Below are 23,728 nucleotides of genomic sequence, written 5' to 3'. Positions count from 1 at the left end.
GACGTCTAGACGTCCTCTCGGCTCGTGCGGCGGCCGCGCCACAGGACGACCGTGGCGACCAGCAGGACACCGCCCGCGCCGCCCGCCAGGGGTGCGGCCCAGTCGGCGGTGTCGCCGTCGGATTCGGCGGTCTCGGGGCCGGGGCCGAAGTGCTTGTCGCCGTGGGCCACCGGTTTCAGGCCCTCGGGCTTCAGCCGGGCCGCGGCCTCGATGGCGGCGGCCGGGTCGACGAAGCCGAAGCCGCGGGAGTCGTCGCGGCCGTCGGCGGGGGCGTTGCGGGCGGTGTCCTCCAGCAGGCTCTTGAGCTGGGCCGGGGTCAGGTCCGGGTGGGCCGCCCTGACCAGGGCGACGGCGCCGGAGACGAACGCCGCGGCGGCGCTGGTTCCCCAGCCCTCGTAGTACTTGCGGTCGGGGTCGGCGATGATCACGTCGACGCCCGGGGCGCTGACCGTGGCGTACCAGCGCCGGGTGGAGAACGGGGCGCGGGTGCCGTAGCGGTCGACGGCGGTGACGGCGATGACGCCGGGGTAGGCGGCCGGGTAGGAGACGCGGTCGCCCTTCTCCCCGCCGTTCCCGGCGGAGGCGACGACGGCCACGCCTTTGCGGAGGGCGTACTGGATGGCCTCGTCCTCGCCGGACTCGGGGTGCGCGGAGGCCGAGTCGTCACCCAGGGAGAGGTTGATGACGTCGGCGCCGTGGTCGGCGGCCCAGCGGATGCCCTCGGCGAGGGCGTTGCCGCGGGTGCGGCGGGCCTCGGCGCGGGACGGGTCACCGTCCTCCAGGATCACCCGGACGGGGAGGATCTTCGCTCCGGGCGCGATACCCAGGACACCCTCGGCGTTCCCGGGGCCGTGTCCGTGACCGGCGACGATGCCCGCCATGGCGGTGCCGTGCCGGGCCCAGGCGCGGTCGCCGGATTCGGCGCCGAAGCCGACCAGGTCCTTGCCCTCGAGGACGTTGCCGGCGAGGTCGGGGTGGTCGGCGTCGACCCCGGTGTCCAGGACGGCGACGACGACGCCGTCGCCCTGGGTGGTGCGCCAGGCCTCCTGGGTGTGCAGGGCGTCCAGGCTCCACTGCCGGGCGCGGATGCCGTCGGCGTGCGCGGCGGTGACGGGGAGCAGGGCGAGGGTGGCGGCGAGGAGGGTGCTCAGGGTCGCGGCCCTGGCGGTCGCGGTCCTCATGACGGCTGCTCCGTGGTCGTGCCGACGTTCTTGCGCAGGCCGCGTTCGACGCGGTCGGCCAGGCCCCGTGCCTCGTGGCCGAGGCCCGCCTGGGCGGGGGCGCTGGTGGCGCCGGACTCCATGGCGTCCTGGGCGGGCTGCGGGGTCTCGACGGCACGGCCGTCGGCCCAGCCGGAGACGGCGTAGACGACGACGGGGGCGTCGGTGAGGACGGAGATCGCCCAGGAGGCACGCTGCCCGGCGCCGAAGTCGGCGGCGGCGGTGCCCTTCGCGGGATACGGGAGGGGTACCAGGTCGGTGCGGCGGTCCAGGCGTTCCTTGGCGACACGGTCGGCGAGGGCGGCCGTGCCGGCGGCGTCGGCCTCGGTGAACAGCAGGCCGACGGTGGTGACGTGGCTCTGGGTGGCGTCGGTGTAGGTGGCGCGCAGCAGGCGTTCGCAGCCGAGGGGGGCGAACAGCTTGCGCAGCAGGGGGTCGAAGGCGTCCTCGCAGCCGCTGTCCGGGGCCACGGCTATCCGGGTCCAGAGCCGGTCGGCGTCGCCGGGGCCGGCGCCCTTGCCCTGCACGGTGGGCGGGAACAACTGGTCGACCGGGACGCTGTGCCACAGGCTTTTGGCGGCGGTGAAGCCGCTGGGGGCACCCGTCTCACCGGAGTCCCCGGCGAGCCAGCTCCCGGTGACCGCGCCGCCTATCAGTCCTGCCCCGAGGACGAGGCAGACCGCGGCGGCCACGATCTGGGACCGGTTCCGCTGTCCGAGGAGCCGTGGCCGGGCCTGCTCGTCGTACCCCTCGGGCCGCCCGGGCGACCCGGCGGGCCGGCGGGGGCCGAAGGCGCCGCCGGGTGTCATGGGACCGCTCCAGGAGAGCGTGGGGTCGGGGGAGCCCGACCGCGGGGCCGGGGTCCAGGCGTCGTCCGGTGCCGGGCGGGGCGGCGGCATGGCCGACCGGGGCGGGGCGACCGTGCGGGGGGCCGGTTCGGCGGGTGCGGGCGCGGATGCGGCTATCGGGCGCAGGCGGGTGGTCGTCTCCGACGGGGTTTCGGCGAGGGTGTCCCGGTGCCGGACGGCGGGGCGGGGCGCGGGGTGCCGCGGCACGGCGGTCGAGCCGCTCGGGGCGGTGCCCGCGGACGGTGTCCCCCGGCCGACGGCCGGCGGCGTGTCCGGGAAGCGGGCGGAGGCCTGCGGCGGGGGCGGCGGTGTGCCGTCCGGGCCGGGCGCACCGGCTGTCGGTCCGCCGGTGTCGAAGCGCGGGAACCGGGGCCGGGGCGGCGCGGAGTCGGAAGACGAGGGGCCGGAACGCGGAGGGCCGGAACGCGGAGGGCCGAAAGGCGAGGAAGCGGCGGGCGACGGTGCCGTCGGCCGGCGTATGTCGAACGCGCCCGTTCCGCCCGCGGTCCTGCCCTTGGGCCGGGCCGACGCGGTGTCGTTCGCCGGTCCTCCGGCGGGTGCTTCCGGGGGCGTCTCCTCAGCGCCGGTTTCCGGCTGCCGCCGGTTCGGCTGCCGGGTGTCGTCCGGTCCGCCCGGCGGGTGGGTCGGGCGCGGCGGCGTGGGCGGTGGCGGAGGGGTCGTGGGGCGCGGAGGGCGGGAGGCGCGCTGCGCTTCCGTACTCATGCACCCCCCGTTTCGTCGTGCCCGGACCGTTTTCTCGCGGCGGGCCGGTCTCCGCCGCCGGGCCCGGTACGAGGCCGTCCCGGGCAGAGATACCCGTACGGGTGGAGCGTCATCCCGGCACGAGCCTTCGTCCGGCGTGATTCTGCCGGGCGTGCGCGTCACTCTACGGCGTGATCCCGATCGAACGGGAACCAGTCGGCAGGCCCGCGGCATCTGCCCGGAACATCCCCCTACCCTGCGGTAATCCTGTCTGGCAGGCTTCGTTCATGACTGTGCGCGCCTTGGACCGGGCCCGTTACGACCAGGCCACCGCCCATCTCGACGCCCCGCTCGCGATCGTGGATCTGGACGCCTTCGACGCCAACGCGGACGATCTGCTCCGCCGGGCCGGTGGGAAACCGGTCCGGGTGGCGAGCAAGTCCGTGCGCTGCCGCGCCCTGCTCGAACGGGTCCTCGCCCGGGAGGGTTTCGCGGGGATCATGTCGTTCACTCTCGCCGAGTCCCTGTGGCTGGCCCGCTCCGGTTTCGACGACGTCCTGCTCGCGTATCCCTCCGCCGACCGCGCGGGCTACGCCGAGTTGACCGCCGATCCCAAGGCCGCCGCCGCCGTCACCGTCATGGTCGACGATCCGGCGCAGCTGGACCTGATCGACGCCGCGCGCGCGGGCGGCGGTGAAGTGGTACGGGTCTGCCTGGAGTTGGACACCTCGCTGAAGCTGCTCGGCGGCCGGGTGCGGGTCGGGGCGCTGCGTTCCCCGCTGCACTCCCCCGCCCAGGTCGCCGAGACGGCACGCGCGGTGGTCCGGCGCCCCGGGTTCGAACTGGTGGGGATCATGGCGTACGAGGGCCATGTCGCGGGCGTCGGTGACGCGGTGGCCGGGCAGCCGCTGCGCTCCCGGGCCGTGCGGCTGATGCAGGCCGCCGCACGGCGGGAACTGGCCGGGCGGCGTGCGGCGGTGGTGCGGGCGGTACGGGAGGTCGCGCCCGGGCTGGAGTTCGTCAACGGCGGTGGTACGGGCAGTGTGCAGTTCACCGCCGAGGAGGACGCGGTCACCGAGGTCGCGGCGGGTTCGGGGCTGTACGTGCCGCGGCTGTTCGACAACTACACGTCGTTCACCGGGCGTCCGGCGGCACTCTTCGCCCTGCCCGTCGTACGGCGTCCGGGCGTGGGTGCGGTGACGGTGCTCGGCGGCGGCTACCCGGCCTCCGGCACGGCCGGCGCCGACCGGCTGCCGGTGCCCTGGCTGCCCGAGGGGCTGCGCTACGACCCGCGGGAGGGACCCGGCGAGGTCCAGACACCGCTGCTGGGCCCGCCCGCCGACGACCTGCTGATCGGCGACAAGGTGTGGTTCCGGCACGCCAAGGCGGGCGAGCTGTGCGAGCGGTTCGACGCGCTGCGGCTGATCGAGGGCGGCGAGGTGACGGCGACCGTGCCGACGTACCGCGGCGAGGGCATGACGTTCCTCTGACACCGGAGCCCCGGCCCGGCGCGGGGCACGGAACGTGTCACGGGCGGGTACCGACGCTGCTGCCCACTCCGCCGCCCGGATCCGCGTCGCCGACCGCGCGGATGCCCCGGGTGATGCGGTCCATGTCGGACAGGGGCGGGGCGCCCTCGCCGCTCTCGAAGACGTAGCGGACCACGATCGGCGCCTCGGTGCCGACGCTGGACGGGAAGACCATCGACTGCACGTGGCCGCCGGGCCCCTTGCCGGTGGTGACGCGCCAGCGGACGAGGTATCCGGCACGGCCCGCCACCGCGACCGGACCGGACTTGACGACCTCGTGGGACTCGATGCCGCCGTAGGGGCTCTGGTCGAGGGCGTCCTCCTCGAAGGCGTCCTCGGCCGCCTCGGAGACGTCCTCCTCGGCGAGCAGTTCGGGGGACGTCTCGTCGGTCGCGGTCACCGTGCGGGAGACGACCATGCCGGAGCGGCAGACACTGCCCTCGCCGGGGCAGTCGTGGGTGCCGGGGGTGGTCATGACGACGTCGTGCCGGCTGACGTGCTGCGGCCGGACCCAGCCGTCGAGGAGCGGGAAGGTGACGCCGTTGAGCTGGTCCTCGACGACGGTGGGGTCGCCGTCGGACGCGGACTCCGGTGCGGGCGGTGCGGGGCTCTCGCTGCCCGGTGCGGGGGCGGACAGCGTGCCGGTGGGGCCGGTCCTGGTCTCCGGGCCGGTGCCGTCGTCACCCAGCAGCACCGCGCCGGTGACGACCGCGGTGACGAGCACGGCCGCCGCCGCGGTGAGGGCGACGGCCCGGGCACGGCCGGTGCCGCCGGGAGACGGGGGCACCGGCCCGCCGGGGGCGTCGGGGGCACGCCGGTGCCCGGTCCAGGCCGCGCCGTCCCACCAGCGTTCCAGGTGCGGGGCGTGCGGGTCGGGATACCAGCCTGGTGCGGGCGTGATGCTCATCCGAGCACTGTAGGGCGAAGGCCGTCGCGGCCCCTCGTGCGGTGTGACGTGCACCCCCGGGGTTCCACCGTCCTCGAGGAAACCGTGGCGTGGACGGCAGGAGCTCCGGACGCGGAGGAGCACGGCATGGTGGCCGGACCGCTGCTCGGCATCGGATACGTCTGCGGTGACGAGCGGACTGCCGTCCGCCGACCGGTGGCTGGGCGTGCAGTGGCATCCGGAGCACGCCCCTCGGCCCGGCCTCCCCGGTGTACGGCGGGCAGGTGCCCGGCCGTCAGCCGCGGGTCAGGGTCAGCAGGTCGCGGGCGGGGCCCGTGGGGCGGTGGCCGGTCGGCCAGACCGCGCGGAGGTCGCGGGCCAGGGCGATGCCGTGTACGGGGATGCGGGTCAGACGGCGCATCGCCAGTTCCTCGCCGACGGCCAGCTCGCTGAGGACGGCCGGGCCGGCACCGCTCACCGCCGCGGCCTTCACCGCGGTCGTGGAGGACAGCTCGATCAGCGGGCGGGCCAGACCGCCCAGGGCGGTGTCCAGGACCTGCCGGGTGCCGGAGCCCTTCTCGCGCAGGATCAGCGGGGTGGTCGCCAGCTCCTCGGTGGCGAGCGGGCGACGGCGGCGGGCCCAGGCGTGCGTCGGTGCGGTCACCACGATCAGCCGGTCGTGGGCGATCACCGCGGAGTCCAGGCCCGACGGCACCGTCACCCCCTCCACGAAACCCACGTCCGCCTCGTCCGACAGCAGCCGCTCCGCGACCGACGCGGAGTTCCCCGCCAGCAGCGACACCGCCGTGTCCGGCCGCTGCGAACGCAGCGCGAGCAGCCAGCCCGGAAGCAGGTACTCGGCGATCGTCATGCTCGCCGCCACCCGCAGCCGTGAGTCCCGGCGGTCCCGCAGTGCCTGTGCCCCCGCGTCGAAGGCTTCCGCCGCCTCCACGATCCGCCGGGCCCAGTCGGTGACCAGCGCGCCCGCGTCGGTCAGCCGCGACCCCCGCGGCGAGCGGTCCACCAGGGCCACGCCGAGCTGCCGCTCCATGGACCGGACCCGGCTGCTGGCCGCGGGCTGGGTGATGCCCAGTTCGCGTGCCGCGCCGCCCAGGCTCCCGATCCGTGCCACCGCCAGCAGCAGTTCCAGCGCCCCGAGGTCCGGGACCCGGTGGGCCAGGTTTCCGGCGGTCACGGACCTGGATCCCGCACGGCCGTCGTCCGTTGCACTCATAAGGTCAGCTTATGCCCTGCCGACGGGGTGTCAGCGGCGCGCTGCTCGCAGTTGCCGGGGCAGCACCGTCGCGGCTTTCGCCAACGACGGCCCGTACCAGGTGAGATACCGGCCCCCGACCAGCGCGCACGGCACTCCCGGGAAGGCGTCCGGGCCGTCGTCGGCGGTGAAGCGGTAGGGCTCGTCGGGCAGCACGACGAGGTCGGGGGCCGCCGCGCGCAGAGTGTCCAGAGGGACGCGGGGATAGCGTTCCCGGTGATCCGCGTACAGGTGGTCGACGCCGAGGCGGGACAGCAGGTCGCCGGCGAAGGTGTCCTGGCCCAGCACCATCCAGGGCCGCCGCCAGACGGGCACGACCGCGGTCCGGCGCGTCTTCGGGGGCGCCACGGCGTCCCAGGCGGCTTCGGCGTCGTCCAGCCACCGGGGGCGCGCGTCCACGCCGCACGCCGTGAGCACCCTGGCCAGTTCCCCGAAGGCCTGGGGCAGTGTCCGCACCTCCGTCACCAGCACCTCGAGGCCGGCCGCACGCAGGTCGGCGAGGTCGGACGGGCGGTTCTCCTCCTCGTTGGCGATCACCAGGTCGGGGGCGAGGGCGGCGATCCGCTCCACCTCCGGGTTCTTCGTGCCGCCGATCCGTACGGCGTCGAGATCGGCCGGGTGGGTGCACCAGTCGGTGGCGCCGACCAGGGCGCCGGGAGCGGAGAGCGCCACGACCTCGGTCAGGGACGGGACGAGGGAGACGATCCGCAGGGAACTCATCGGCGCGGCTTGTCCCGGACCGCCTCGATGTGCTCCGCGACGGCGACGACGATCAGCCGGGTCTCCGCGACCGTGGCCCGCCACCGGTGCCGGACGCCTCCGGTGAGGTACAGGGTGTCGCCACGGCCGAGACGGTAGGCGCGGCCCTCCGCCTCGATCTCCACGGCGCCGTCCGCCACGTACATCAACTGGTCGTTGCGGAACTGGAATTCGCGCCCGGCGTCGTGGTCGCCGGTGAACTCGGAGGCGTGCATCTGGTGATGACCGCGCACCAGGGACCGGACGCGCGGTTCGAGCGGCGGCTCGGTGTCCTCCGCGCGGACGACGTCGACGCTGCACGCCGGGTCGGCGGCGGCGAGCAGTTCCACCGCGGTGGTGCGCAGGGCGTCGGCGACCTTCTCCAGAGAGCTCTGGCTGGGGCGCGCGCGCTCGTTCTCGATCTGGCTCAGGAACGGGACCGACAAGCCGCTGCGCTCGGCCACGACGGCAAGGGTGAGGTCCAGCGCCCGGCGTCGCCGCCGCACGGCCGCGCCCACCCGCAGAGGCTGCTCTTTGTGGTCGCCCATCGCTCCGGCTCCCTCCTTCGCCCGTCGTCCCGTACCCGGTGTGTGCGCCGCTGTCCGGCGCACTCCTTCTTTTGAGCTGTCTGCACCCTACGCATGTTCGGCACACCGTTTCGGACGCCTGTCACGTCGGCGTCATGGGCGAGCGTGCACGGCCCCCGGTTCACGCCGGCCGGTGGCCGGCCCGTTCGGTCCGCTGTGCGCAGCGTGCCAGGTGTTTCCGCCATTGTCGCCCGAAGTGGGGCGGGAGGTCACCGGGAGGTGCCCCGAGGTCCGGGAAGGGTCTCGCGGTGGGTGACGGTCCGGATCCCCACCGTGTCCCGGACGTGTCCGAGGGGCGGGCCCGGCCCGCTGTCAGGTGCGGGGCCGGGCCCGCCCCTCGGGGCGGCCGGTGGCGGCCGCCGCGGTGGTCACCGCGGCGGCGTCGCCGTCACTGCGGGGTCATGCGCTCCGGCACGTCCGGGTGTTCCTTCAGCCAGGCGGCGACGGCTTCCTCCTCCTTGCCCTGGCCCCGGTCCTTGATCTCCTTCTCGAGCGTGCCGAGTTCGTCCTCGCTCATCGTGAATCCCTTGATCCACTTCGTGAGTTCGGGGTACTGCTCGGGGAACTTCTTGCTCGCGATGGTGTGGATGGTGTTGCTCTCGCCCCAGGCGCCCTCGGGGTCCTTCAGCTTGGTCAGCTCGTACTCGCTGTACGACCAGTGCGGCGACCAGAGGGTGACCGCGATGGGCTCCTTCTTGCTGTAGGCCCGCTTGAGCTCGGCCAGCATCGCCGGCGAGGAGCCGTCGACGACCTTGTACTCCTTGTCCAGGCCGTAGGCCGGCAGGACCTTGTTCTTGAGGAGGTCCATCTGGCCGGTGCCCGGCTCGATGCCGACGATCCGCCCGTCGAACAGGTCGGCCTTGCCCTTGAGGTCCTCGAGCGACGTGACGTCCTTGACGTACGAGGGGACGGAGACCTCCAGCGAGACCGGTTCGTACCAGGTACCGAGGTCGGTGAGTCTGTCCTTGTTCGGCTCGTAGAAGTTCTTCTGGGAGTGCGGCAGCCAGGCGTCGAAGTTGAGGTCGAGATCACCGGTGGAGAGGCCCGTGTAGACCGGCCCGACGTCCATCTGCTTCAGCTTCAGCGTGTAGCCGCGCTTTTCCAGGACGTTCTTCCACAGGTAGGTGATCGCGACGTCCTCCTCCCAGGGGAACCAGGCCACGTCCAGCGGACGCTTCGCCTCGGCGGGAGTGTCACCGGAGCCGGACGACTGCACGGGCGCGAGCTTGTCGACGACGCCCGGGTTGTCCTTCAGCCAGGCGCGGACGGCGTTCTGCTGCTTGCCCTTGCCGGCCCTGTTGATCTCGGCCTCCAGGCTGGTGAGTTCCTCCTCGGTCATCGAGAAGTCCTTCAGCCACTTGCCGACGGTGGGGTGGTCGGCGGTGAAGTCCTTGCGGGCCAGGGAGTGCACGCCGTCGCCCTCGCCCCAGGTGCCCTTGGGGTCCTTCAGCTTCTTCAGGTCGAAGTCGCTGTACGCCCAGTGCGGGGACCAGAGCGTGACGACGATCGGTTCCTTCTTGCTGTAGGCGCGCTTGAGCTCGGCCAGCATCGCCGGCGTGGAGCTGTCGACGACCTTGTACTCCTTGTCCAGGCCGTACTCCTTGACGACCTTGTCCTTCAGCAGGCCCATCATTCCGGCGCTGGACTCGATGCCGGTGATCTTCCCGTCGAAGGTGCCGGCCTCGCCCTTGAGGTCCTCGAGGGAGTCGAAGTCCTCCATGTAGGCGGGCACGGCGAGTTCGAGTGACGTCTCGTCGTACCAGGAGCCGAGGTCCTCGAGCCGGTCGCCGTACTTCTTCCAGTACTCGGCGTGGGTGGTGGGCAGCCACGAGTCCGTCTGGAAGTCGATGTTGCCCTGCGCGAGCGCGGTGTAGAGCGGGCCGGCGTCGAACTGCGTGGCCTCGACCTCGAAGCCCCGCTGCTCCAGGACCTCCTTCCACAGGAAGGTGGAGGCGACGCCCTCGTCCCAGGGGATGTAACCGATGGAGATCTTCTCGCCCTTGCCGACGTTCTTGCCGTCGGCGGTGGTGTCCGTGTCACCGGTGGTGCCGCCGAAGATGCTCATGCCGCCGGCCACCAGGGCGAGGACGACGACGCCGATCACGGCGACCTGCGGACGCGGCCGGTAGGACCAGATCGTGAGTCCCTGCGCGGCACGGGCCTTGGCGGCGGCGCGACGGCCGAGCGGGGACACCTGGGTGCCCAGGGCACTGGTCATGCGGTCGAGGTAGATCGCCAGGATGACGATGGCGAGGCCGGACTCGGCGCCCAGACCGATGTTGAGCTGGCCGATGGCCTCGATGACCGCGCCGCCCAGGCCGCCGGTGCCGACCATGCCGGCGATCGCGGCCATGGAGAGCCCGAGCATGATCACCTGGTTGACGCCCGCCATCACGGTGGGCAGCGCCAGCGGCAGCTGGACCCGCAGCAGGGTGTTGCGGGGCGTGGTGCCGAAGGCCTCGGCCGCCTCCACGAGGTCCTTGTCGACCTGGCGGATGCCCAGCTCGGTCATGCGCACGCCGGGGGCGAGCGCGAAGATCAGGGTGGCGACGATGCCGGGGGCGGGGCCGGTCCCGAAGAAGAGGATCGCCGGGATCAGGTAGATCATCGCGGGCAGCGTCTGCATGAAGTCCAGGACCGGCCGCACGACGGCGCTGACCCGGTCCGAGCGTGCCGCCCAGATGCCCACGGGCACCGCGACGACCAGCGCGATGACGGTGGCGACGATGACCAGCGCCAGCGTGACCATCGAGTCCGCCCACAGCTCCATGGAGTCGAGGAAGGCGAATCCCAGGAAGGTGAGGACACCGGCGAGGGCGCCGCGCAGCCAGAAGGCGATCAACGCGAAGATGCCGCAGAGGATCAGCGGTTCGGGTGCCTGCAGGACGGCGTTGACACCGTCGTAGGCGCCGGTGAAGACGGCCTTGAAGAAGTCGAACAGCCAGGTCACGTTGTCGAGCAGCCAGTCGACGCCGCCGTTGACCCATTCGCCGAGCGGAATCCTAGGCACGGGCCATCACCTTCTCGCCCTTGCCCCGCTGGGAGTCGCAGGTACCGGGGGCGGCCTCCTCGTCGCCGATGAAGCCCACGAGCCGCTGCCGGGGCACGATCCCGACGACCGCGCCCTCGCCGTCGAGGACCGCCACGGGGTGCGCCGCGCGGGCGCTGATCGCGCACAGTTCGGTGAACGGCGTCCGGGGCGTCGCGGTCTCGCAGTCGCAGTCGGCCTCGTCGCCGCGCACCTCCCGGTCCATCACGGCACCGGCGGTCAGCACCCGGGAGCGGTCGACGTCCTGGGTGAAGGAGGCGACGTAGTCGTTGGCGGGACGGATCAGGATGTCCTGCGCGGTGCCGATCTGCACGATGCGTCCGTCACGCATCACCGCGATGCGGTCGCCCAGGCGCATGGCCTCGTTGAGGTCGTGGGTGATGAAGACGATCGTCTTCTTCAGTTTCTTCTGCAGCTCCACCAGCTGGTCCTGCATGTCGCGGCGGATCAGCGGGTCGAGCGCGCTGAAGGACTCGTCCATCAGCAGCAGGTCGGCGTCGGTGGCGAGCGCGCGGGCCAGACCCACCCGCTGCTGCATACCGCCGGACAGCTCGTCGGGCCAGGACTTCTCCCAGCCGGCCAGGCCACACAGGGCGAGCGCCTCGTCGGCGCGGCGTTCGCGCTCGGCGCGGGGCACGCCCTGCACTTCCAGTCCGTAGGCGGCGTTCTCGCGAACGCTGCGGTGCGGGAACAGAGCGAAGTGCTGGAAAACCATGCTTATCTTCTTGGAACGGACGTCGCGCAGTTCCCGGTCGGACAGCGCGGTGAGGTCCTCGCCGTCGAAGCGCACCTGTCCGGCGGTCGGCTCCGACAGGCCGTTGAGCATGCGCAGCAGGGTGGACTTGCCGGATCCGGACAGGCCCATGACGACGAAGATCTCGCCCGGCTCCACGGTGAACGAGGCGTCGATGACGGCGGCCGTGGTCCCCTGGCCGCGCAACTCCTCACGGTCGGTCTCGTCGTTGCGCAGTCTTTCGACCGCCTGTCCCGGTCTCCTGCCGAACACCTTGTACAGATGTTCGGCTTCTAGCCTGGTTGACACGCGTACCTCGTTGTCTCGACGGCAAGGGCAGGAGCGATGCCCGGCGGTAGGCTCACGCGGTTCTGAACAGTTGAACCTGCAACCGGCATCGCTCCGTGGCGGCGCCTTTCCTGTTTCGGCCAGAACAAACGTGTGTCCTGTTTCACAGGGGAAGCGCATGACGCGACGCGTCGCGCATCCCGCGCTCACCGTCACGCGGCCGCGGGGGCACTGTCGGTGGCGTACGGCATGATGCGGAACGTGACCGGACGACTCATGCTCCTCGACACCGCCTCCCTCTACTTCCGCGCCTACTTCGGCGTCCCGGACTCGGTCAGAGCCCCGGACGGCACGCCGGTGAACGCCGTGCGCGGACTGCTCGACTTCATCGACCGCCTGGTCAAGGACCACCGGCCGGCCGATCTGGTGGCGTGCATGGACGCCGACTGGCGTCCGAAGTGGCGGGTGGAGCTGATCCCCTCCTACAAGGCGCACCGCGTCGCCGAGGAACGCCCCTCGGGCCCCGACGAGGAGGAGGTGCCCGACACCCTGTCCCCGCAGGTGCCGGTCATCGAGGCCGTCCTGGACGCCATCGGCATCGCGCGCGTGGGGGTCGCCGAGTACGAGGCGGACGACGTCATCGGCACGTTCACCACGCGGGCGCGCGGTCCGGTCGACATCGTCACCGGCGACCGCGACCTGTACCAGCTGGTGGACGACGCGCGGGGGGTGCGGGTGCTGTATCCGCTGAAGGGCGTCGGCACGCTCCAGGCCACCGACGAGGCCGTACTGCGCGAGAAGTACGGGGTCGGCGGGGCGGGGTACGCGGATCTGGCGCTGCTGCGCGGCGACCCGAGCGACGGCCTGCCCGGCGTGCCGGGCGTCGGCGAGAAGACGGCGGCCAAGCTGCTGGCCGAGTTCGGCGACCTGGCCGGGATCCTGGCGGCGGTGGACGATCCGGGGGCCCGGCTCACCCCGACCCAGCGCAAGCGCCTCACCGAGGCGCTGCCCTACCTGGCGGTCGCGCCCAAGGTCGTCCGGGTCGCGGACGACGTGCCGCTCCCGGACGTCGACACGGCGCTGCCGCGGGCGCCCCGCGATCCGGAGGCCGTACGGGCACTGGCGGCCCGCTGGGGCCTGGGCGGGTCCCTGGAGCGGCTGCTGACGACCCTCGGGCGGTAGGGGCCGCACCGGGGGCGGCGGCCCGCGGGCAGGAGGAATCCCCTGGACAAAGGTGTTAGGTTAGGTAAACCTAACCAAACAACAGGGAGCCTCCATGGCAGAGCGACCGGGACGCCAGCCGCGCAAGCCGCACTCCGGGCAGGTGATCCGCACCGAGCAGCTGACCCCGCACATGCGGCGCGTGGTGCTGGGCGGTGACGGTCTGGCCGACTTCTCGGCGGACACGGCCACCGACCACTACGTGAAGCTGTTGTTCCCGGCCGAGGGCGTCACCTACCCGGAGCCGTTCGACATGAAGCGGATCCGTGAGGAGTTCCCGCGCGACCAGTGGCCGGTGACCCGGACCTACACCGTGCGCCACTGGGACGCCGAGCAGCGTGAGCTGACCCTGGACTTCGTGATCCACGGGGACGAGGGGCTGGCCGGCCCGTGGGCCCTGCGGGTCCTGCCGGGCGAGACCGTGTTCCTCATCGGACCCGGCGGCGTCTACGCTCCCGACCCGGCCGCCGACTGGCATCTGCTGGCGGGCGACGAGAGCGCGCTGCCCGCGATCGCCCGGTCGCTCGAGGCGATGCCGAGCGGGGCCAGAGCACATGTCTTCGTGGAGATCGACGGCCCCCAGGAGGAGCAGAAGATCGACTCCGAGGTGACGGTCACCTGGCTGCACCGCGGGGACCGCCCGGTCGGCGAGGCGCTGGTGGAGGCCGTGCGGGACCTGGAGTTCCCCGAGGGCCGGGTGCAGGCCTTCGTCCACGGCGAGGCGCACTTCGTCAAGGAACTGCGCCGTCTGCTGCGGATCGAGCGGCAGATCCCGCGCGAGGACCTCTCGATCTCCGGCTACTGGCGGCTCGGGCACAACGAGGACGGCTGGCAGGCCTCGAAGCAGGAGTGGAACACCCGGGTCGAGGCGGAGCAGGAGCAGACACCGCAGCAGGCGGCGGCCTCCTGACCCTCCGCACTGGGAACCCGGACCGGCGGCGTCCGGTCCGCCCGGCCGGAACGGGCGCCGTGCGTGGCGGCGCCGGTCGGGTGAACCCTGGGACCCGCGCCGCGGCGGACGGCGTGGCGAGGCCGACCGGGCCGGGGCGCTGGCCGAGGATCCGGGCGCGTGGCAGACACCTTCGAAGAACTTGTGGCCAAGCAGCGCGCGGCGGACGAGGCGCATGTCCGCGTACGCCATCTGCAGGATACCTACGGGCCGCCCACCCAGACCAGGTGGAGCGGGCAGCAGACCAGCACCTGGGAGACCGCCTGGCGGGCCTGGCGCGACCTCGCCCGGGACGTCCAGCTGGCGGTGAGCGAATTCGCGCGGGCCGAGGGAAAGCCACGCCACGTGGTCGAGGCCGAGGTCAAGCAGGCGGTACGGCACGAGGAGCAGGGCGGGGCGGACATGTAGGGCCGTAACCTTGGCCCTCGTGAGACGCAGACGCCGGATCCTTCCGCCCTCCCCGCTGCCGCAGCGCGACGGTGTGGACCCGGTGCGGCTGAGGCTGCCCGCGGCGGGGCCGGGGGCCACCGTGCGGGAGCATCTGGTGGCCCGGCTCCCGATCGGCTCCGGGGCCGTCGACGGCATGTTCGACGCGGGGCTGATCGTGGGGGCGGACGGGCGGCCCGTACCGGCGGACACCCCGTACGCGCCGGGGCTGTACGTGTGGTTCCACCGGGAGCTGCCCGCCGAGGTGCCGGTGCCCTTCCCGCTGGAGATCGTGTACCGGGACGAGCACGTCGTCGTCGCCGACAAGCCCCACTTCCTGGCCACCACACCGCGTGGCAGCCATGTCTCCGAGACCGCGCTGGCGCGGCTGCGCCGCGAGCTCGGCATCCCCCTGCTGGGTGCCGCGCACCGCCTCGACCGGCTCACCGCGGGGCTGGTGCTGTTCACCGTGCGGCCCGAGGAGCGCGGCGCGTACCAGACGCTGTTCCGGGACCGGCGGGTGCACAAGGAGTACGAGGCCGTCGCCCCGCACGATCCCGCGCTCGCCCTGCCCCGGACCGTGCGCAGCCGGATCGTGAAGGAGCGCGGGGTGCTGACCGCCCGCGAGGTCGAGGGGGAGCCGAACGCGCTGAGCCGGGTCGAGCTCCTGGGCCACCGGGCGGACGGACCGGCCCGGTACCGGCTGGTGCCCGGTACCGGGCAGACCCATCAGCTGCGGGTGCACATGAGCGCTCTGGGCGTGCCGATCCTCGGCGACCCGCTGTACCCCGAGGTGACCGCGCCCGTCCCGGCCGGTGATTTCCGGCGCCCGCTGCAACTGCTGGCACGGACGCTGGAGTTCACCGATCCGGTGACGGGCGTGGAGCACCGGCTGCACAGTCGCCGGACGCTCGCGGCCTGGACCTCGTACGAGCAGTGGGCAGCCGGTCGTTGACGCCCTCGCCTGCCTGAACGCAGGCGATTGCGGTCAGCACCGCCACGCGGCACTCCCTCGGGTTCCTGCTTCACAGGCCCTTGCCACCCGGAGATGGTCTTACAAGACCTCCACAGGGGCGACATCAGCAGTGACACCGCGTCTCTACGGGCCGCTCGGCGAGGATGTCCGGTGCCCCGCCCTTCAGAGTGGAGCACCAGGCACGTGTTCAGTCACCGCCCCACCACCGCAGGAAGCGGTGCCAGGCGCCGGCCGGGCGGGCGGGTTCGGCGGCCGCGGTCGCGGTCGTCGCCGGTTCCGCCACCGGCCCGGCGGGCTGTGGCGGGGCCGGGGACCGCGGCGCGGGAACGTCGTGGTGCCCGAACGGCTCGGGGCGGACGTCCGGCTCGGGGCGGACGGCGGGCGACGGCGTGGCCTGCCGCTCCGGCTCGGGGGCGCCGATGTGCCAGTCGGGCCGTGGGGACGGCCGGTGGTCGTGGTTCGGCTGCTGGGTCACCTCCTGGGGCGGCCTGGGCATGAACTGGACGGGCAGCTCGATGAGATGCCGGGAGGCGATGGACTCGGCGTGGCGCAGGTCCTCGTCGTCGACGTCGAGTTCGAGGTCGGGCAGCCGCATCAGCAGCGCGTCGACGCCGATCTCGGCGATGGCGCGCCCGATGTCCTGTCCGGGGCACTCGTGCGGGCCGCCGCCGAAGGCCAGGTGGGAGCGGTTGCCCTGCATGTGGGCGGCGGGGTCCGGGCGTACCCGCGGGTCCACGTTGGCCGGGGCGGGAGCGAACAGCAGACCGTCGCCCTTGCGGATGCGCTGGCCGCCGAGTTCCGTCTCCTGCTTGGCGAAGTAGGCGAAGATGGTGCTGAACGGCGGTTCGTCCCACAGCAGTTGCTCGACCGCCTCCGGCACCGTCATCTGCCCGCCGTTGAGCTGGGCGCGGAAGCGCGGGTCGACCAGCACCGTGCGCAGCACGTTGGCGAGGAGGTTGGCCGTCGACTCGTAGGCGGCGATGAGCACCACCCGCAGGTGCTCCCTGACCTCGTCGTCGGTCAGCCCGGCCGGGTGGGTGACGAGATGACTGGCGAAGTCCTCCCGCTGCTCCGCCCTGCGGCGCGCGGTGAGCCGGCTCAGGGCGCCCATGATGTACTCGTTGCTGGCGATGGCGGTCTCGGTGCCCCTGAGCATGTCACGGGCCGCCTCGACCATCCGGTCGTTGTACTCGTCGGGCATGCCCAGGACGTGGCACATCACGGCCATCGGCAGGTGCTCGGCGAACTGGCTGACGACCTCGGCCTCGCCCACTTCGCAGAACCGGTTGACGAGACGCTGGGTGCAGCGGTTGATGTGTCGGCGCAGACTGCGGAAGTCGATGGTCGACACGGCGAAGTCGATCACGCCGCGCAGCCGCTTGTGTTCGTCGCCCTCGGCGTGGGCGCACATCGGCTGCCAGGCGATGTGCGGCATCAGCGGGTGGTCGGGTTTGACCAGGCCGTCCCGGAGCGGGGACCAGATACGGCTGTCCTTGGTGTACTGCGCGGGGGTGCGCACCATGTGCAGGTTCTCGGCGTGACCGAGGACCACCCACACGGGCACGTCGTCGTGGAGCAGCGCCGGGGCCACGGGGCCGTGTTCGGCGCGGAGTTCCTCGTACAGCTTCTTCAGGTCCGCCGACTCGTGCAGCCGGGGCAGCCCTCCGGGACCCAGGCCGTGCGCGGGGCAGCCGGGGGGCGGGCCGAGCCGGGGGGCGTCCGTTCCGGCCGGGGAGTGGGATTCAGGCGTCACAGTGGTCGCTCCGGAAAGGGAGGAAGAGCAGAGGGCGGGGGGACGAGGCGGTTCGGGGCACACGGCGCGACGGGGCGGGCCGGACGGCGGGGTCAGGCGAGCGACCTCGTCATGGCGAGCGAGTGCAGGAACCGCATCAGCGTCATCAGGACGTCCCGGCTGGAGGCCCGGCGTCGCACATCGCACTCCATGATGGGAACGTCCTCGGACAGATCGAGCGCCGTACGCAGGTCCTTCAGCGGGTAACGGGGCGCCCCCGGGAAGGAGTTGACGGCGACGACGAACGGCACCCCGCGTTCCTCCAGCCGTCCCATGACGTCGAAGCTGACTTCGAGGCGCCGCGTGTCGACCAGCACCACCGCGCCGAGCGCCCCCTCGAACAGCCCGTTCCACAGGAACCAGAACCGCTCCTGGCCCGGGGTGCCGAAGAGGTAGAGCACCAGCTGGTCGCTGATCTTGATGCGCCCGAAGTCCATGGCCACCGTGGTGGCCGTCTTGGTCGCGGAACCGAAGTTGTCGTCGACTCCGACGCCGGCCTGGGTCATGGTCTCCTCGGTGGTCAGCGGCTTGATCTCGCTGACCGACCCGACCATGGTCGTCTTGCCGACCCCGAACCCGCCCACGATGACGATCTTCGCCGCGGCCTCGGCCGTGTGCGGCAGCTGATCCTCGGTCCGTGGGCCCGGGATGGTCTCAGAGCCTTTGAAGTCCATGCATCACCGCTTCGAGAAGGGAACGGTCGGGAAGCGCCTGACGGGCGATCGGGGCGCGTTCCTGCACCAGTTCCGCCGTCAGCATCTCGGTGAGCAGCACGGTCACCACGCTGAACGGCAGGCTGAGGTAGGCCGAGAGCTCGGCCACGGACAGGGGGGCGGCACAGAGCCGGAGCAGTGCCGCCTGCTCGGGTGTGGCGGAGGGCGGCGGGTCCTCGACCCGCGCCACGATCAGCGTGACGAGGTCGAGGTCCGCGCGGTTCCCGTCCGCCCCGGCGACGACGTACAGCCGTTCCGGGTTGGGCAGCTCGCCTTCCTTGGCCTGGGCCGGTTCCGGAGGGGGGCTCTCCCCGGGGGCGTGCCTCTGGCGTTGTGGAGGCGTCATACGGTCTGCCCGTTCCGGCGGGGCGGACTGGTGAGGTGGGCGCCGATGCGGACGACGAGGTCGCGCATCATGGCCCCCATCCGCCCGGGTTCGCAGGTCATGTCGGAGAGCACCGCGAGGTAGGCGTTGGCGCCGGCGGCCATCAGATAGAAGTAGCCGCCGTTGATCTCGATGATCACCATCTTCATCTCGCCGTCGCTGCGCGGGAGTTCCCCGGCAACGGCGCCGGCGAGGCTCTGCACGCCGGCGCAGGCCGCGGCGACCCGGTCGGCGGCGTCCGGCTCGCCGCCGTAGCGGGCGATGCGCAGGCCGTCCGCCGAGAGGACCACGATCATCTCGACGCCGGGTACGCCGTCGGCGAGCTCCTTGAGCATCCAGTCGAAGTTGGCGCGTTGCTGGATCACTTCAGGTCCCCCTCGTCGTCGGCCTCGGTACGGGCCGGTTCGTTGATCAGATGCAGGTACGCGGTCGGGTTCCGGGTGAAGTCGGTGGGGTGGACGCCGGGTTCGAGGTCCTTCTTCAGTCCGTCCCAGAACGCGTCGACCCACAGCCCGGGTTCGCGGTCGTCCTTCGGCTTCGCGGGCTCGGGCGTCGCCCAGGGGGACTGCACGGTCTCGCCCCGTTCGGCGGCCTCCCGTTCGGCCCGTTCGGCGGCGGCCCGTTCGGCGTACCGCTGGGACAGCGGGGTCTTCACCCGGCTGCGGCGCTGCGGCAGGCCGCCCGCGGTCCACTCGGTGACCACGGGGACCTCGTCCTCCATGGAGACGGTGGTGGGGACGGTCGGGCTGGTGGGGCGGCGCTTCTTGGGAGCGCGCTGGGGGCCCGGGAGCGCGTCGATCTGCAGGGGCACCGCGGTCGCCCCGATGCCGTGGGCGAGGCCGACGCCGGGTTCGGTGGTCATCATGTCGCTCGGCACGACGAGGACGGCGCGGACGCCGCCGTAGGCGGAGGCCCGCAGTGAGACCTGCATGTCGTAGCCGGAGCAGAGCCGGCCGATGACGGCGAGGCCCAGGCGCGGGCTGACCCCGAGGTCCTGGAGGTCGACACCGGCCTTGGCCTGCTCCAGTTTGGTCTCGATCCGGGTCCGGGCCTGCTCGTCGAGGCTGACTCCGGCGTCCTCGATCTCGATGGCGACGCCGGTCTGCACCTCGATGGCGGTGACGTGGACCTTGGTGTGGGGCGGCGAGTACCGCGTGGCGTTGTCGAGGAGTTCGGCGACGGCGTGGATGACGGGCTCGACGGAGATGCCCTTGATGTTGACCTTGGCGATGGACTTCAGGTCGATGCGGCGGTACTCGAGGATGCGGGACATGGCGCCGCGCAGCACGCTGTAGAGGGCGACCGGCTGGGGCCACTGGCGTCCGGGACGGCCGCCGCCGAGTACGGAGATGGAGTCGGCGAGGCGGCCGATCATCGCGGTGCCGTGGTCGATGCGGAGCAGGTCGTCGAAGACCTCGGGGTTGCGGCCGTGGTCCTCCTCCATCTCCCTCAGTTCCTTGGCCTGCTGATGGACGATCGCCTGGACGCGGCGGGCGATGCTGACGAAGGAGCGCTGGGAGGAGTCGCGCAGTGCTTCCTCGTCGTCGATGATCTTCAGCATCGTCTTGAGGAGTTCGATCTGGTACCGGGGCAGATCACGCCAGGCCGGGTTGACCTCCTTGAGGTGGAGGAGCACCTCCCTGGGGGTGTTTCCGCGGTGCAGGAAGTCCAGGGCCTCGGGCACGACGGCGTCCGTGAAGTGCAGCGTCTCCGTTTCGTGGGCGGCGATCCGCGCCTCCAGATACGCACGGTGACGATCGTGCCCGGCACGCTCGTCCCGCAGGAGACGGCCGCGGCGTACCGCCTCGGCCGCGGCGGCGGTCACCAGCAGGGTGGCGACGGCACCGCACACGCCGACGGCGATCCGGGCGGGCTCCGTCACCAGGGCGACGGCGGCTCCGGTTGCCGCGGCCATCAGTACGGCGGGGAGCAACAGCACGCGCGCATAGGGAAGTTCACGGCGAACGGGCGGGGATTGGACACTCACCATGTAGGCCTCTGGAACGAATCGGCTGGCGGTCGGGGGGACATACGAGATGTGCTGGATCAGGAAACCGCGGAAGACATCCACACAACGGGGAACAAACGCACGAATCCATCCCAACTCGGTGCGCTGCGGGCGAGCTTAGTCCGACCGGATCATCGCCGTGTCATATTCAGCAAGTGCCGGAAACGGCCGCTGGGGCAGGAGTACTCTGGAGCCCATTTACACGCTGCGATTCCGGTCGAACACCCTGCGTCATCACGTACGGACGTGCGATATTCACTCACCGTGAAGGGTGAAGGGCGTGCGCGCCGCGCGGTGGCGCGAGGAACCCGAGGACCGCGAAGAAGGGGCGGGGCGCCCGGGGCCGTGCGGGTCCCGATTCTGCCCATGGAACCACCGCGTCATGCTCCCGGCAGGGGCGCACCGGACGCAGAAGCCCGGCGCGCACGGAGCGCGCCGGGCTTCACGGCGTACCGGACGGGACGGGGCGGACCCGGGCCGGGCGGGCCGGGCCGGCGGGGTGGAGCGCCGGGGGCGGTCAGCCCACGGACGAGTAGGCCACCACTCCCCTCAGCAGCGCCTCCACCGCCTTGCGGGCGTTCTTCGCGACCGTCGAGCCCTCCACCGCCGGTGCCGCGGCCGAGATCTGGCCCAGCACGTCGATGACCTGCTTGCACCAGCGCACGAAGTCCCCCGCCGGCATCTCCGCCTCACGCAGCACCTCGTCGAGGCCCGTGCCGGACGCCCACATGTAGGCCGCCCAGGCAAAACCGAGGTCGGGCTCGCGCTGCCCCACGCCTTCGGTCTGGGTGATCCGGAAGTCCTCCTCCAGGGCGTCGAGGCGCCCCCAGATGCGGACCATCTCGCCGAGCGCGGCCTTCGCCTTGCCGGTGGGCACCTTGGGCGCCATCGCGTCGTCGCTGACCCGGGCCTCGTACACCAGCGCCGAGACACAGGCGGCCAGTTCGGCCGGGCCCAGTTGCTCCCAGACGCCCTCGCGCAGGCATTCGCTGGCCAGCAGGTCGAGTTCGCCGTACAGCCGGGCGAGCCGCTTGCCGTGCTCGGTGACCTCGTCGCCCCGCAGATAGTCCAACTCGGTCAGCAGGGCGACGATGCGGTCGAAGGTGCGGGCGATGGTGTTCGTCCGGCCCTCGATGCGCCGCTCCAGCTGCGCGGTGTCCCGCCGCAGCCGGTGGTAGCGCTCGGCCCAGCGGGCGTGGTCCTCCCGGTCGTCGCAGCCGTGGCACGGATGCGCCCGGATCTCCTTGCGCAGCCGGGTGATCTCCCGGTCGTCGGCCGCCGGGGAACGCCCCTTGCGGTGCCGCTCCGGCACGATGTGCCCGGCCTTGGTGCGCAGGGCGGAGGCCAGGTCCCGACGGGACTGCGGTGAGCGCGCGTTGAACGACTTCGGGATGCGCATCCGCTCCAGCGCCTCGACGGGCACCGGGAAGTCGATCGACGCCAGCCGCTTGACCTGCCGCTCCGCGGTCAGCACCAGGGGGCGCGGACCGTCGTGGTACTCGACGCCGCGGTGGCCGCCCGCACGGCCCGCGGGCAGCCCGGGGTCGAGGACCAGCGCCAGCCCCGCGTACTTGCCGGTGGGCACGTGGATGACGTCACCGGGCTTGAGCTTCTCCAGCGCGACGGCCGCCTCCGCGCGCCGCTGCGCCACGCCCTCGCGGGCCAGCTCCGTCTCCCGGTCCTTGAGGTCGCGGCGCAGCCGCGCGTACTCCTCGAAGTCACCGAGGTGGCAGGTCATGGAGGCCTGGTAGCCCTCGAGGCCCTCCTCGTTGCGCTGCACCTGCCGCGAGATGCCGACCACCGACTTGTCCGCCTGGAACTGCGCGAACGACGTCTCCAGCAGCTCGCGCGAGCGGTGCCGGCCGAACTGCTCGACCAGGTTGACCGCCATGTTGTACGACGGCTTGAAGCTGGACCGCAGCGGATACGTACGCGTGCCGGCCAGTCCCGCGAGGTGTTCGGGGTTCATGCCGCGCTGCCACAGCACGACCGCGTGGCCCTCGACGTCGATGCCGCGCCGGCCGGCCCGGCCGGTCAACTGGGTGTACTCGCCGGGGGTGATGTCGGCGTGCTGCTCGCCGTTCCACTTGACGAGCTTCTCCAGCACCACCGAGCGGGCGGGCATGTTGATGCCGAGGGCGAGGGTCTCGGTCGCGAAGACCGCCTTGACCAGGCCGCGGACGAACAGTTCCTCGACGACCTCCTTGAACGTCGGCAGCATGCCCGCGTGGTGGGCCGCGATGCCGCGCTCCAGGCCCTCCAGCCACTCGTAGTAGCCGAGGACGTGCAGGTCCTCGGCCGGAATGGAGGCGGTGCGCTCCTCGACGAGGGAGCGGACCCGCTCCCTCGCCTGGTCGTCGTTGAGCCTGAGGCCCGCGTACAGGCACTGCTGGACGGCGGCCTCGCAGGCGGCACGGCTGAAGATGAAGGTGATGGCGGGCAGCAGGCCCTGGGCGTCGAGCCGCTCGATCACCTCGGGGCGGCCCGGTGTCCAGACCCGTGAGCGCTGTCTGCGCTCACGCTCCCGGTCCGCCTCACGCATGGTGCGGCCGCGGCGCCGGTCGCCCCACGACGGGCGGGTCGCCTCCATCCGGGCCATCCGCACGAGGTCGGGGTTCACGGCCTTCTTGCGGCCCTCGCCCTCCTCGAACAGGTCGTAGATCCGTCGCCCGGCGAGCACGTGCTGGAACAACGGCACGGGCCGGTGCTCGGAGACGATCACCTCGGTGTCGCCGCGGACGGTGTCCAGCCAGTCGCCGAACTCCTCGGCGTTCGACACCGTCGCCGACAGTGACACCAGGGTCACCGACTCGGGGAGGTGGATGATCACTTCCTCCCAGACGGCACCCCGGAAGCGGTCGGAGAGGTAGTGCACCTCGTCCATGACCACGTATCCGAGGCCGAGGAGCGTCTGCGAGCCCGCGTACAGCATGTTCCGCAGCACCTCGGTGGTCATCACGACCACGGGGGCGCCGGAGTTGATGCTGTTGTCGCCGGTGAGCAGACCGACCTTGTCGGTGCCGTAACGGCGGCACAGGTCGGTGTACTTCTGGTTCGACAGCGCCTTGATGGGGGTCGTGTAGAAGCACTTCTTGCCCTGCTGGAGGGCGAGGTGGACGGCGAACTCGCCGACGATCGTCTTGCCGGAGCCGGTGGGCGCGGCCACCAGCACGCCCTTCCCCGCTTCGAGCGCCTGGCAGGCCTCGATCTGGAAGGGGTCGAGGCCGAAGTCGTACATCTCGCGGAAGGAGGCGAGTGCGGTGGCCTGCTCGACAGCGCGCCTGCGTGCTGCCGCGTACCGCTCGGCCGGTGAGAGGTCCTCTGTCATCGTGCTCTCGAGCGTACCGGGCCGCACTGACAACAGGACGATCATTATCCGGATCCGTTCCCGTCGGGCCCGCGGTA

The 23,728-nt window shown here is 72.2% G+C and carries 19 protein-coding genes; 5 read left to right on the top strand and 14 right to left on the bottom strand.

The window, feature by feature from the left end; all coding sequences use genetic code 11:
- Positions 1-5: 5 nt before the first annotated feature.
- A complete protein-coding gene (gene mycP / locus PYS65_RS29350) occupies positions 6-1,181 on the bottom strand; it encodes a type VII secretion-associated serine protease mycosin (protein ID WP_279336954.1) in 1,176 nt (391 codons plus the stop codon).
- Entirely contained in the window at positions 1,178-2,275 is a 1,098-nt protein-coding gene (locus PYS65_RS29345) for a hypothetical protein (protein WP_279336953.1), read from the bottom strand. Before PYS65_RS29345 ends, mycP begins: the two co-directional genes overlap by 4 nt.
- A 782-nt stretch (positions 2,276-3,057) precedes the next feature.
- On the opposite strand from PYS65_RS29345, the gene PYS65_RS29340 reads away from it, so the two are divergent.
- The gene (locus PYS65_RS29340) at positions 3,058-4,260 is read left to right on the top strand and encodes an amino acid deaminase/aldolase (protein WP_279336952.1); all 1,203 of its coding nucleotides are present in this window, start codon (positions 3,058-3,060) and stop codon (positions 4,258-4,260) included.
- 37 nt (positions 4,261-4,297) lie between these two features.
- Here the strand turns inward: PYS65_RS29340 and PYS65_RS29335 are convergent, their stop codons facing one another.
- From PYS65_RS29335 to PYS65_RS29310, 6 genes are all read right to left on the bottom strand, one after another.
- Entirely contained in the window at positions 4,298-5,200 is a 903-nt protein-coding gene (locus PYS65_RS29335; protein ID WP_279338115.1) for a DUF2510 domain-containing protein, read from the bottom strand.
- Between the two features lie 280 nt (positions 5,201-5,480).
- On the bottom strand, positions 5,481-6,419 hold the full coding sequence (locus tag PYS65_RS29330) for a LysR family transcriptional regulator (RefSeq protein ID WP_279336951.1): 939 nt from the start codon (positions 6,417-6,419) through the stop codon (positions 5,481-5,483).
- Between the two features lie 30 nt (positions 6,420-6,449).
- Positions 6,450-7,178, bottom strand: coding sequence for a helical backbone metal receptor (locus PYS65_RS29325; protein ID WP_279336950.1), 729 nt, complete (start codon positions 7,176-7,178; stop codon positions 6,450-6,452).
- The gene (locus PYS65_RS29320) at positions 7,175-7,744 is read right to left on the bottom strand and encodes a helix-turn-helix domain-containing protein (RefSeq protein WP_279336949.1); all 570 of its coding nucleotides are present in this window, start codon (positions 7,742-7,744) and stop codon (positions 7,175-7,177) included. Before PYS65_RS29320 ends, PYS65_RS29325 begins: the two co-directional genes overlap by 4 nt.
- A gap of 427 nt (positions 7,745-8,171) precedes the next feature.
- A complete protein-coding gene (locus PYS65_RS29315) occupies positions 8,172-10,793 on the bottom strand; it encodes an ABC transporter permease/substrate binding protein (RefSeq protein WP_279336947.1) in 2,622 nt (873 codons plus the stop codon).
- Positions 10,786-11,874 (bottom strand): quaternary amine ABC transporter ATP-binding protein, encoded by a 1,089-nt coding sequence (locus tag PYS65_RS29310; RefSeq protein WP_279336946.1) that lies wholly within the window; start codon positions 11,872-11,874, stop codon positions 10,786-10,788. The genes PYS65_RS29315 and PYS65_RS29310 overlap by 8 nt, the downstream gene beginning before the upstream one ends.
- 231 nt (positions 11,875-12,105) lie before the next feature.
- Between PYS65_RS29310 and PYS65_RS29305 the strand changes: the two genes are divergently transcribed.
- The 4 genes from PYS65_RS29305 to PYS65_RS29290 all read left to right on the top strand — a co-directional run bounded on the left by PYS65_RS29305 (position 12,106) and on the right by PYS65_RS29290 (position 15,404).
- Entirely contained in the window at positions 12,106-13,035 is a 930-nt protein-coding gene (locus PYS65_RS29305) for a 5'-3' exonuclease (RefSeq protein WP_279338114.1), read from the top strand.
- Between the two features lie 94 nt (positions 13,036-13,129).
- Positions 13,130-13,984: a siderophore-interacting protein gene (locus PYS65_RS29300; protein ID WP_279336945.1), complete on the top strand. Its 855-nt coding sequence runs from the start codon at positions 13,130-13,132 to the stop codon at positions 13,982-13,984.
- A 159-nt stretch (positions 13,985-14,143) separates the two neighbouring features.
- Positions 14,144-14,431, top strand: coding sequence for a hypothetical protein (locus PYS65_RS29295; RefSeq protein ID WP_279336944.1), 288 nt, complete (start codon positions 14,144-14,146; stop codon positions 14,429-14,431).
- 19 nt (positions 14,432-14,450) lie between these two features.
- Positions 14,451-15,404 carry an RluA family pseudouridine synthase gene (locus tag PYS65_RS29290; protein WP_279336943.1) on the top strand — a complete coding sequence of 318 codons (954 nt, stop codon included), beginning with the start codon at positions 14,451-14,453 and terminating at the stop codon, positions 15,402-15,404.
- Between the two features lie 208 nt (positions 15,405-15,612).
- On the opposite strand, the gene PYS65_RS29285 is transcribed toward PYS65_RS29290, so the two are convergent.
- From PYS65_RS29285 to PYS65_RS29260, 6 genes are all read right to left on the bottom strand, one after another.
- Positions 15,613-17,178: a cytochrome P450 gene (locus PYS65_RS29285; RefSeq protein ID WP_279336942.1), complete on the bottom strand. Its 1,566-nt coding sequence runs from the start codon at positions 17,176-17,178 to the stop codon at positions 15,613-15,615.
- 92 nt (positions 17,179-17,270) lie between these two features.
- Positions 17,271-17,891, bottom strand: a complete 621-nt coding sequence (locus tag PYS65_RS29280) for a GTP-binding protein (protein ID WP_279336941.1) — start codon at positions 17,889-17,891, stop codon at positions 17,271-17,273.
- Complete coding sequence (locus tag PYS65_RS29275) at positions 17,872-18,276, bottom strand: DUF742 domain-containing protein (protein ID WP_279336940.1); 405 nt, start codon at positions 18,274-18,276, stop codon at positions 17,872-17,874. Before PYS65_RS29275 ends, PYS65_RS29280 begins: the two co-directional genes overlap by 20 nt.
- A complete protein-coding gene (locus PYS65_RS29270) occupies positions 18,273-18,680 on the bottom strand; it encodes a roadblock/LC7 domain-containing protein (protein WP_202279050.1) in 408 nt (135 codons plus the stop codon). Before PYS65_RS29270 ends, PYS65_RS29275 begins: the two co-directional genes overlap by 4 nt.
- Entirely contained in the window at positions 18,677-20,305 is a 1,629-nt protein-coding gene (locus tag PYS65_RS29265; RefSeq protein ID WP_279336939.1) for a sensor histidine kinase, read from the bottom strand. Before PYS65_RS29265 ends, PYS65_RS29270 begins: the two co-directional genes overlap by 4 nt.
- Before the next feature lie 535 nt (positions 20,306-20,840).
- Positions 20,841-23,696: a DEAD/DEAH box helicase gene (locus PYS65_RS29260; RefSeq protein ID WP_279336938.1), complete on the bottom strand. Its 2,856-nt coding sequence runs from the start codon at positions 23,694-23,696 to the stop codon at positions 20,841-20,843.
- Between the last annotated feature and the right edge of the window lie 32 nt (positions 23,697-23,728).

The organism is Streptomyces cathayae (assembly GCF_029760955.1).
Taxonomy (GTDB): Bacteria; Actinomycetota; Actinomycetes; order Streptomycetales; family Streptomycetaceae; genus Streptomyces; species Streptomyces cathayae.
The sequence above is the reverse complement of the archived record's forward strand: the minus strand, read 5'-3'. Positions and strand labels throughout refer to the sequence as shown.

Excerpts from the sequence above, each read along its gene's own strand:
- PYS65_RS29265 (WP_279336939.1), bottom strand. The coding sequence starts at position 20,305 with ATGGTGAGTGTCCAATCCCCGCCCGTTCGCCGTGAACTTCCCTATGCG.
- PYS65_RS29275 (WP_279336940.1), bottom strand. The coding sequence starts at position 18,276 with ATGACGCCTCCACAACGCCAGAGGCACGCCCCCGGGGAGAGCCCCCCT.
- PYS65_RS29320 (WP_279336949.1), bottom strand. The coding sequence starts at position 7,744 with ATGGGCGACCACAAAGAGCAGCCTCTGCGGGTGGGCGCGGCCGTGCGG.
- PYS65_RS29340 (WP_279336952.1), top strand. The coding sequence starts at position 3,058 with ATGACTGTGCGCGCCTTGGACCGGGCCCGTTACGACCAGGCCACCGCC.
- PYS65_RS29330 (WP_279336951.1), bottom strand. The coding sequence starts at position 6,419 with ATGAGTGCAACGGACGACGGCCGTGCGGGATCCAGGTCCGTGACCGCC.
- PYS65_RS29300 (WP_279336945.1), top strand. The coding sequence starts at position 13,130 with ATGGCAGAGCGACCGGGACGCCAGCCGCGCAAGCCGCACTCCGGGCAG.
- PYS65_RS29325 (WP_279336950.1), bottom strand. The coding sequence starts at position 7,178 with ATGAGTTCCCTGCGGATCGTCTCCCTCGTCCCGTCCCTGACCGAGGTC.
- PYS65_RS29280 (WP_279336941.1), bottom strand. The coding sequence starts at position 17,891 with ATGGACTTCAAAGGCTCTGAGACCATCCCGGGCCCACGGACCGAGGAT.
- mycP (WP_279336954.1), bottom strand. The coding sequence starts at position 1,181 with ATGAGGACCGCGACCGCCAGGGCCGCGACCCTGAGCACCCTCCTCGCC.
- PYS65_RS29260 (WP_279336938.1), bottom strand. The coding sequence starts at position 23,696 with ATGATCGTCCTGTTGTCAGTGCGGCCCGGTACGCTCGAGAGCACGATG.
- PYS65_RS29305 (WP_279338114.1), top strand. The coding sequence starts at position 12,106 with ATGCGGAACGTGACCGGACGACTCATGCTCCTCGACACCGCCTCCCTC.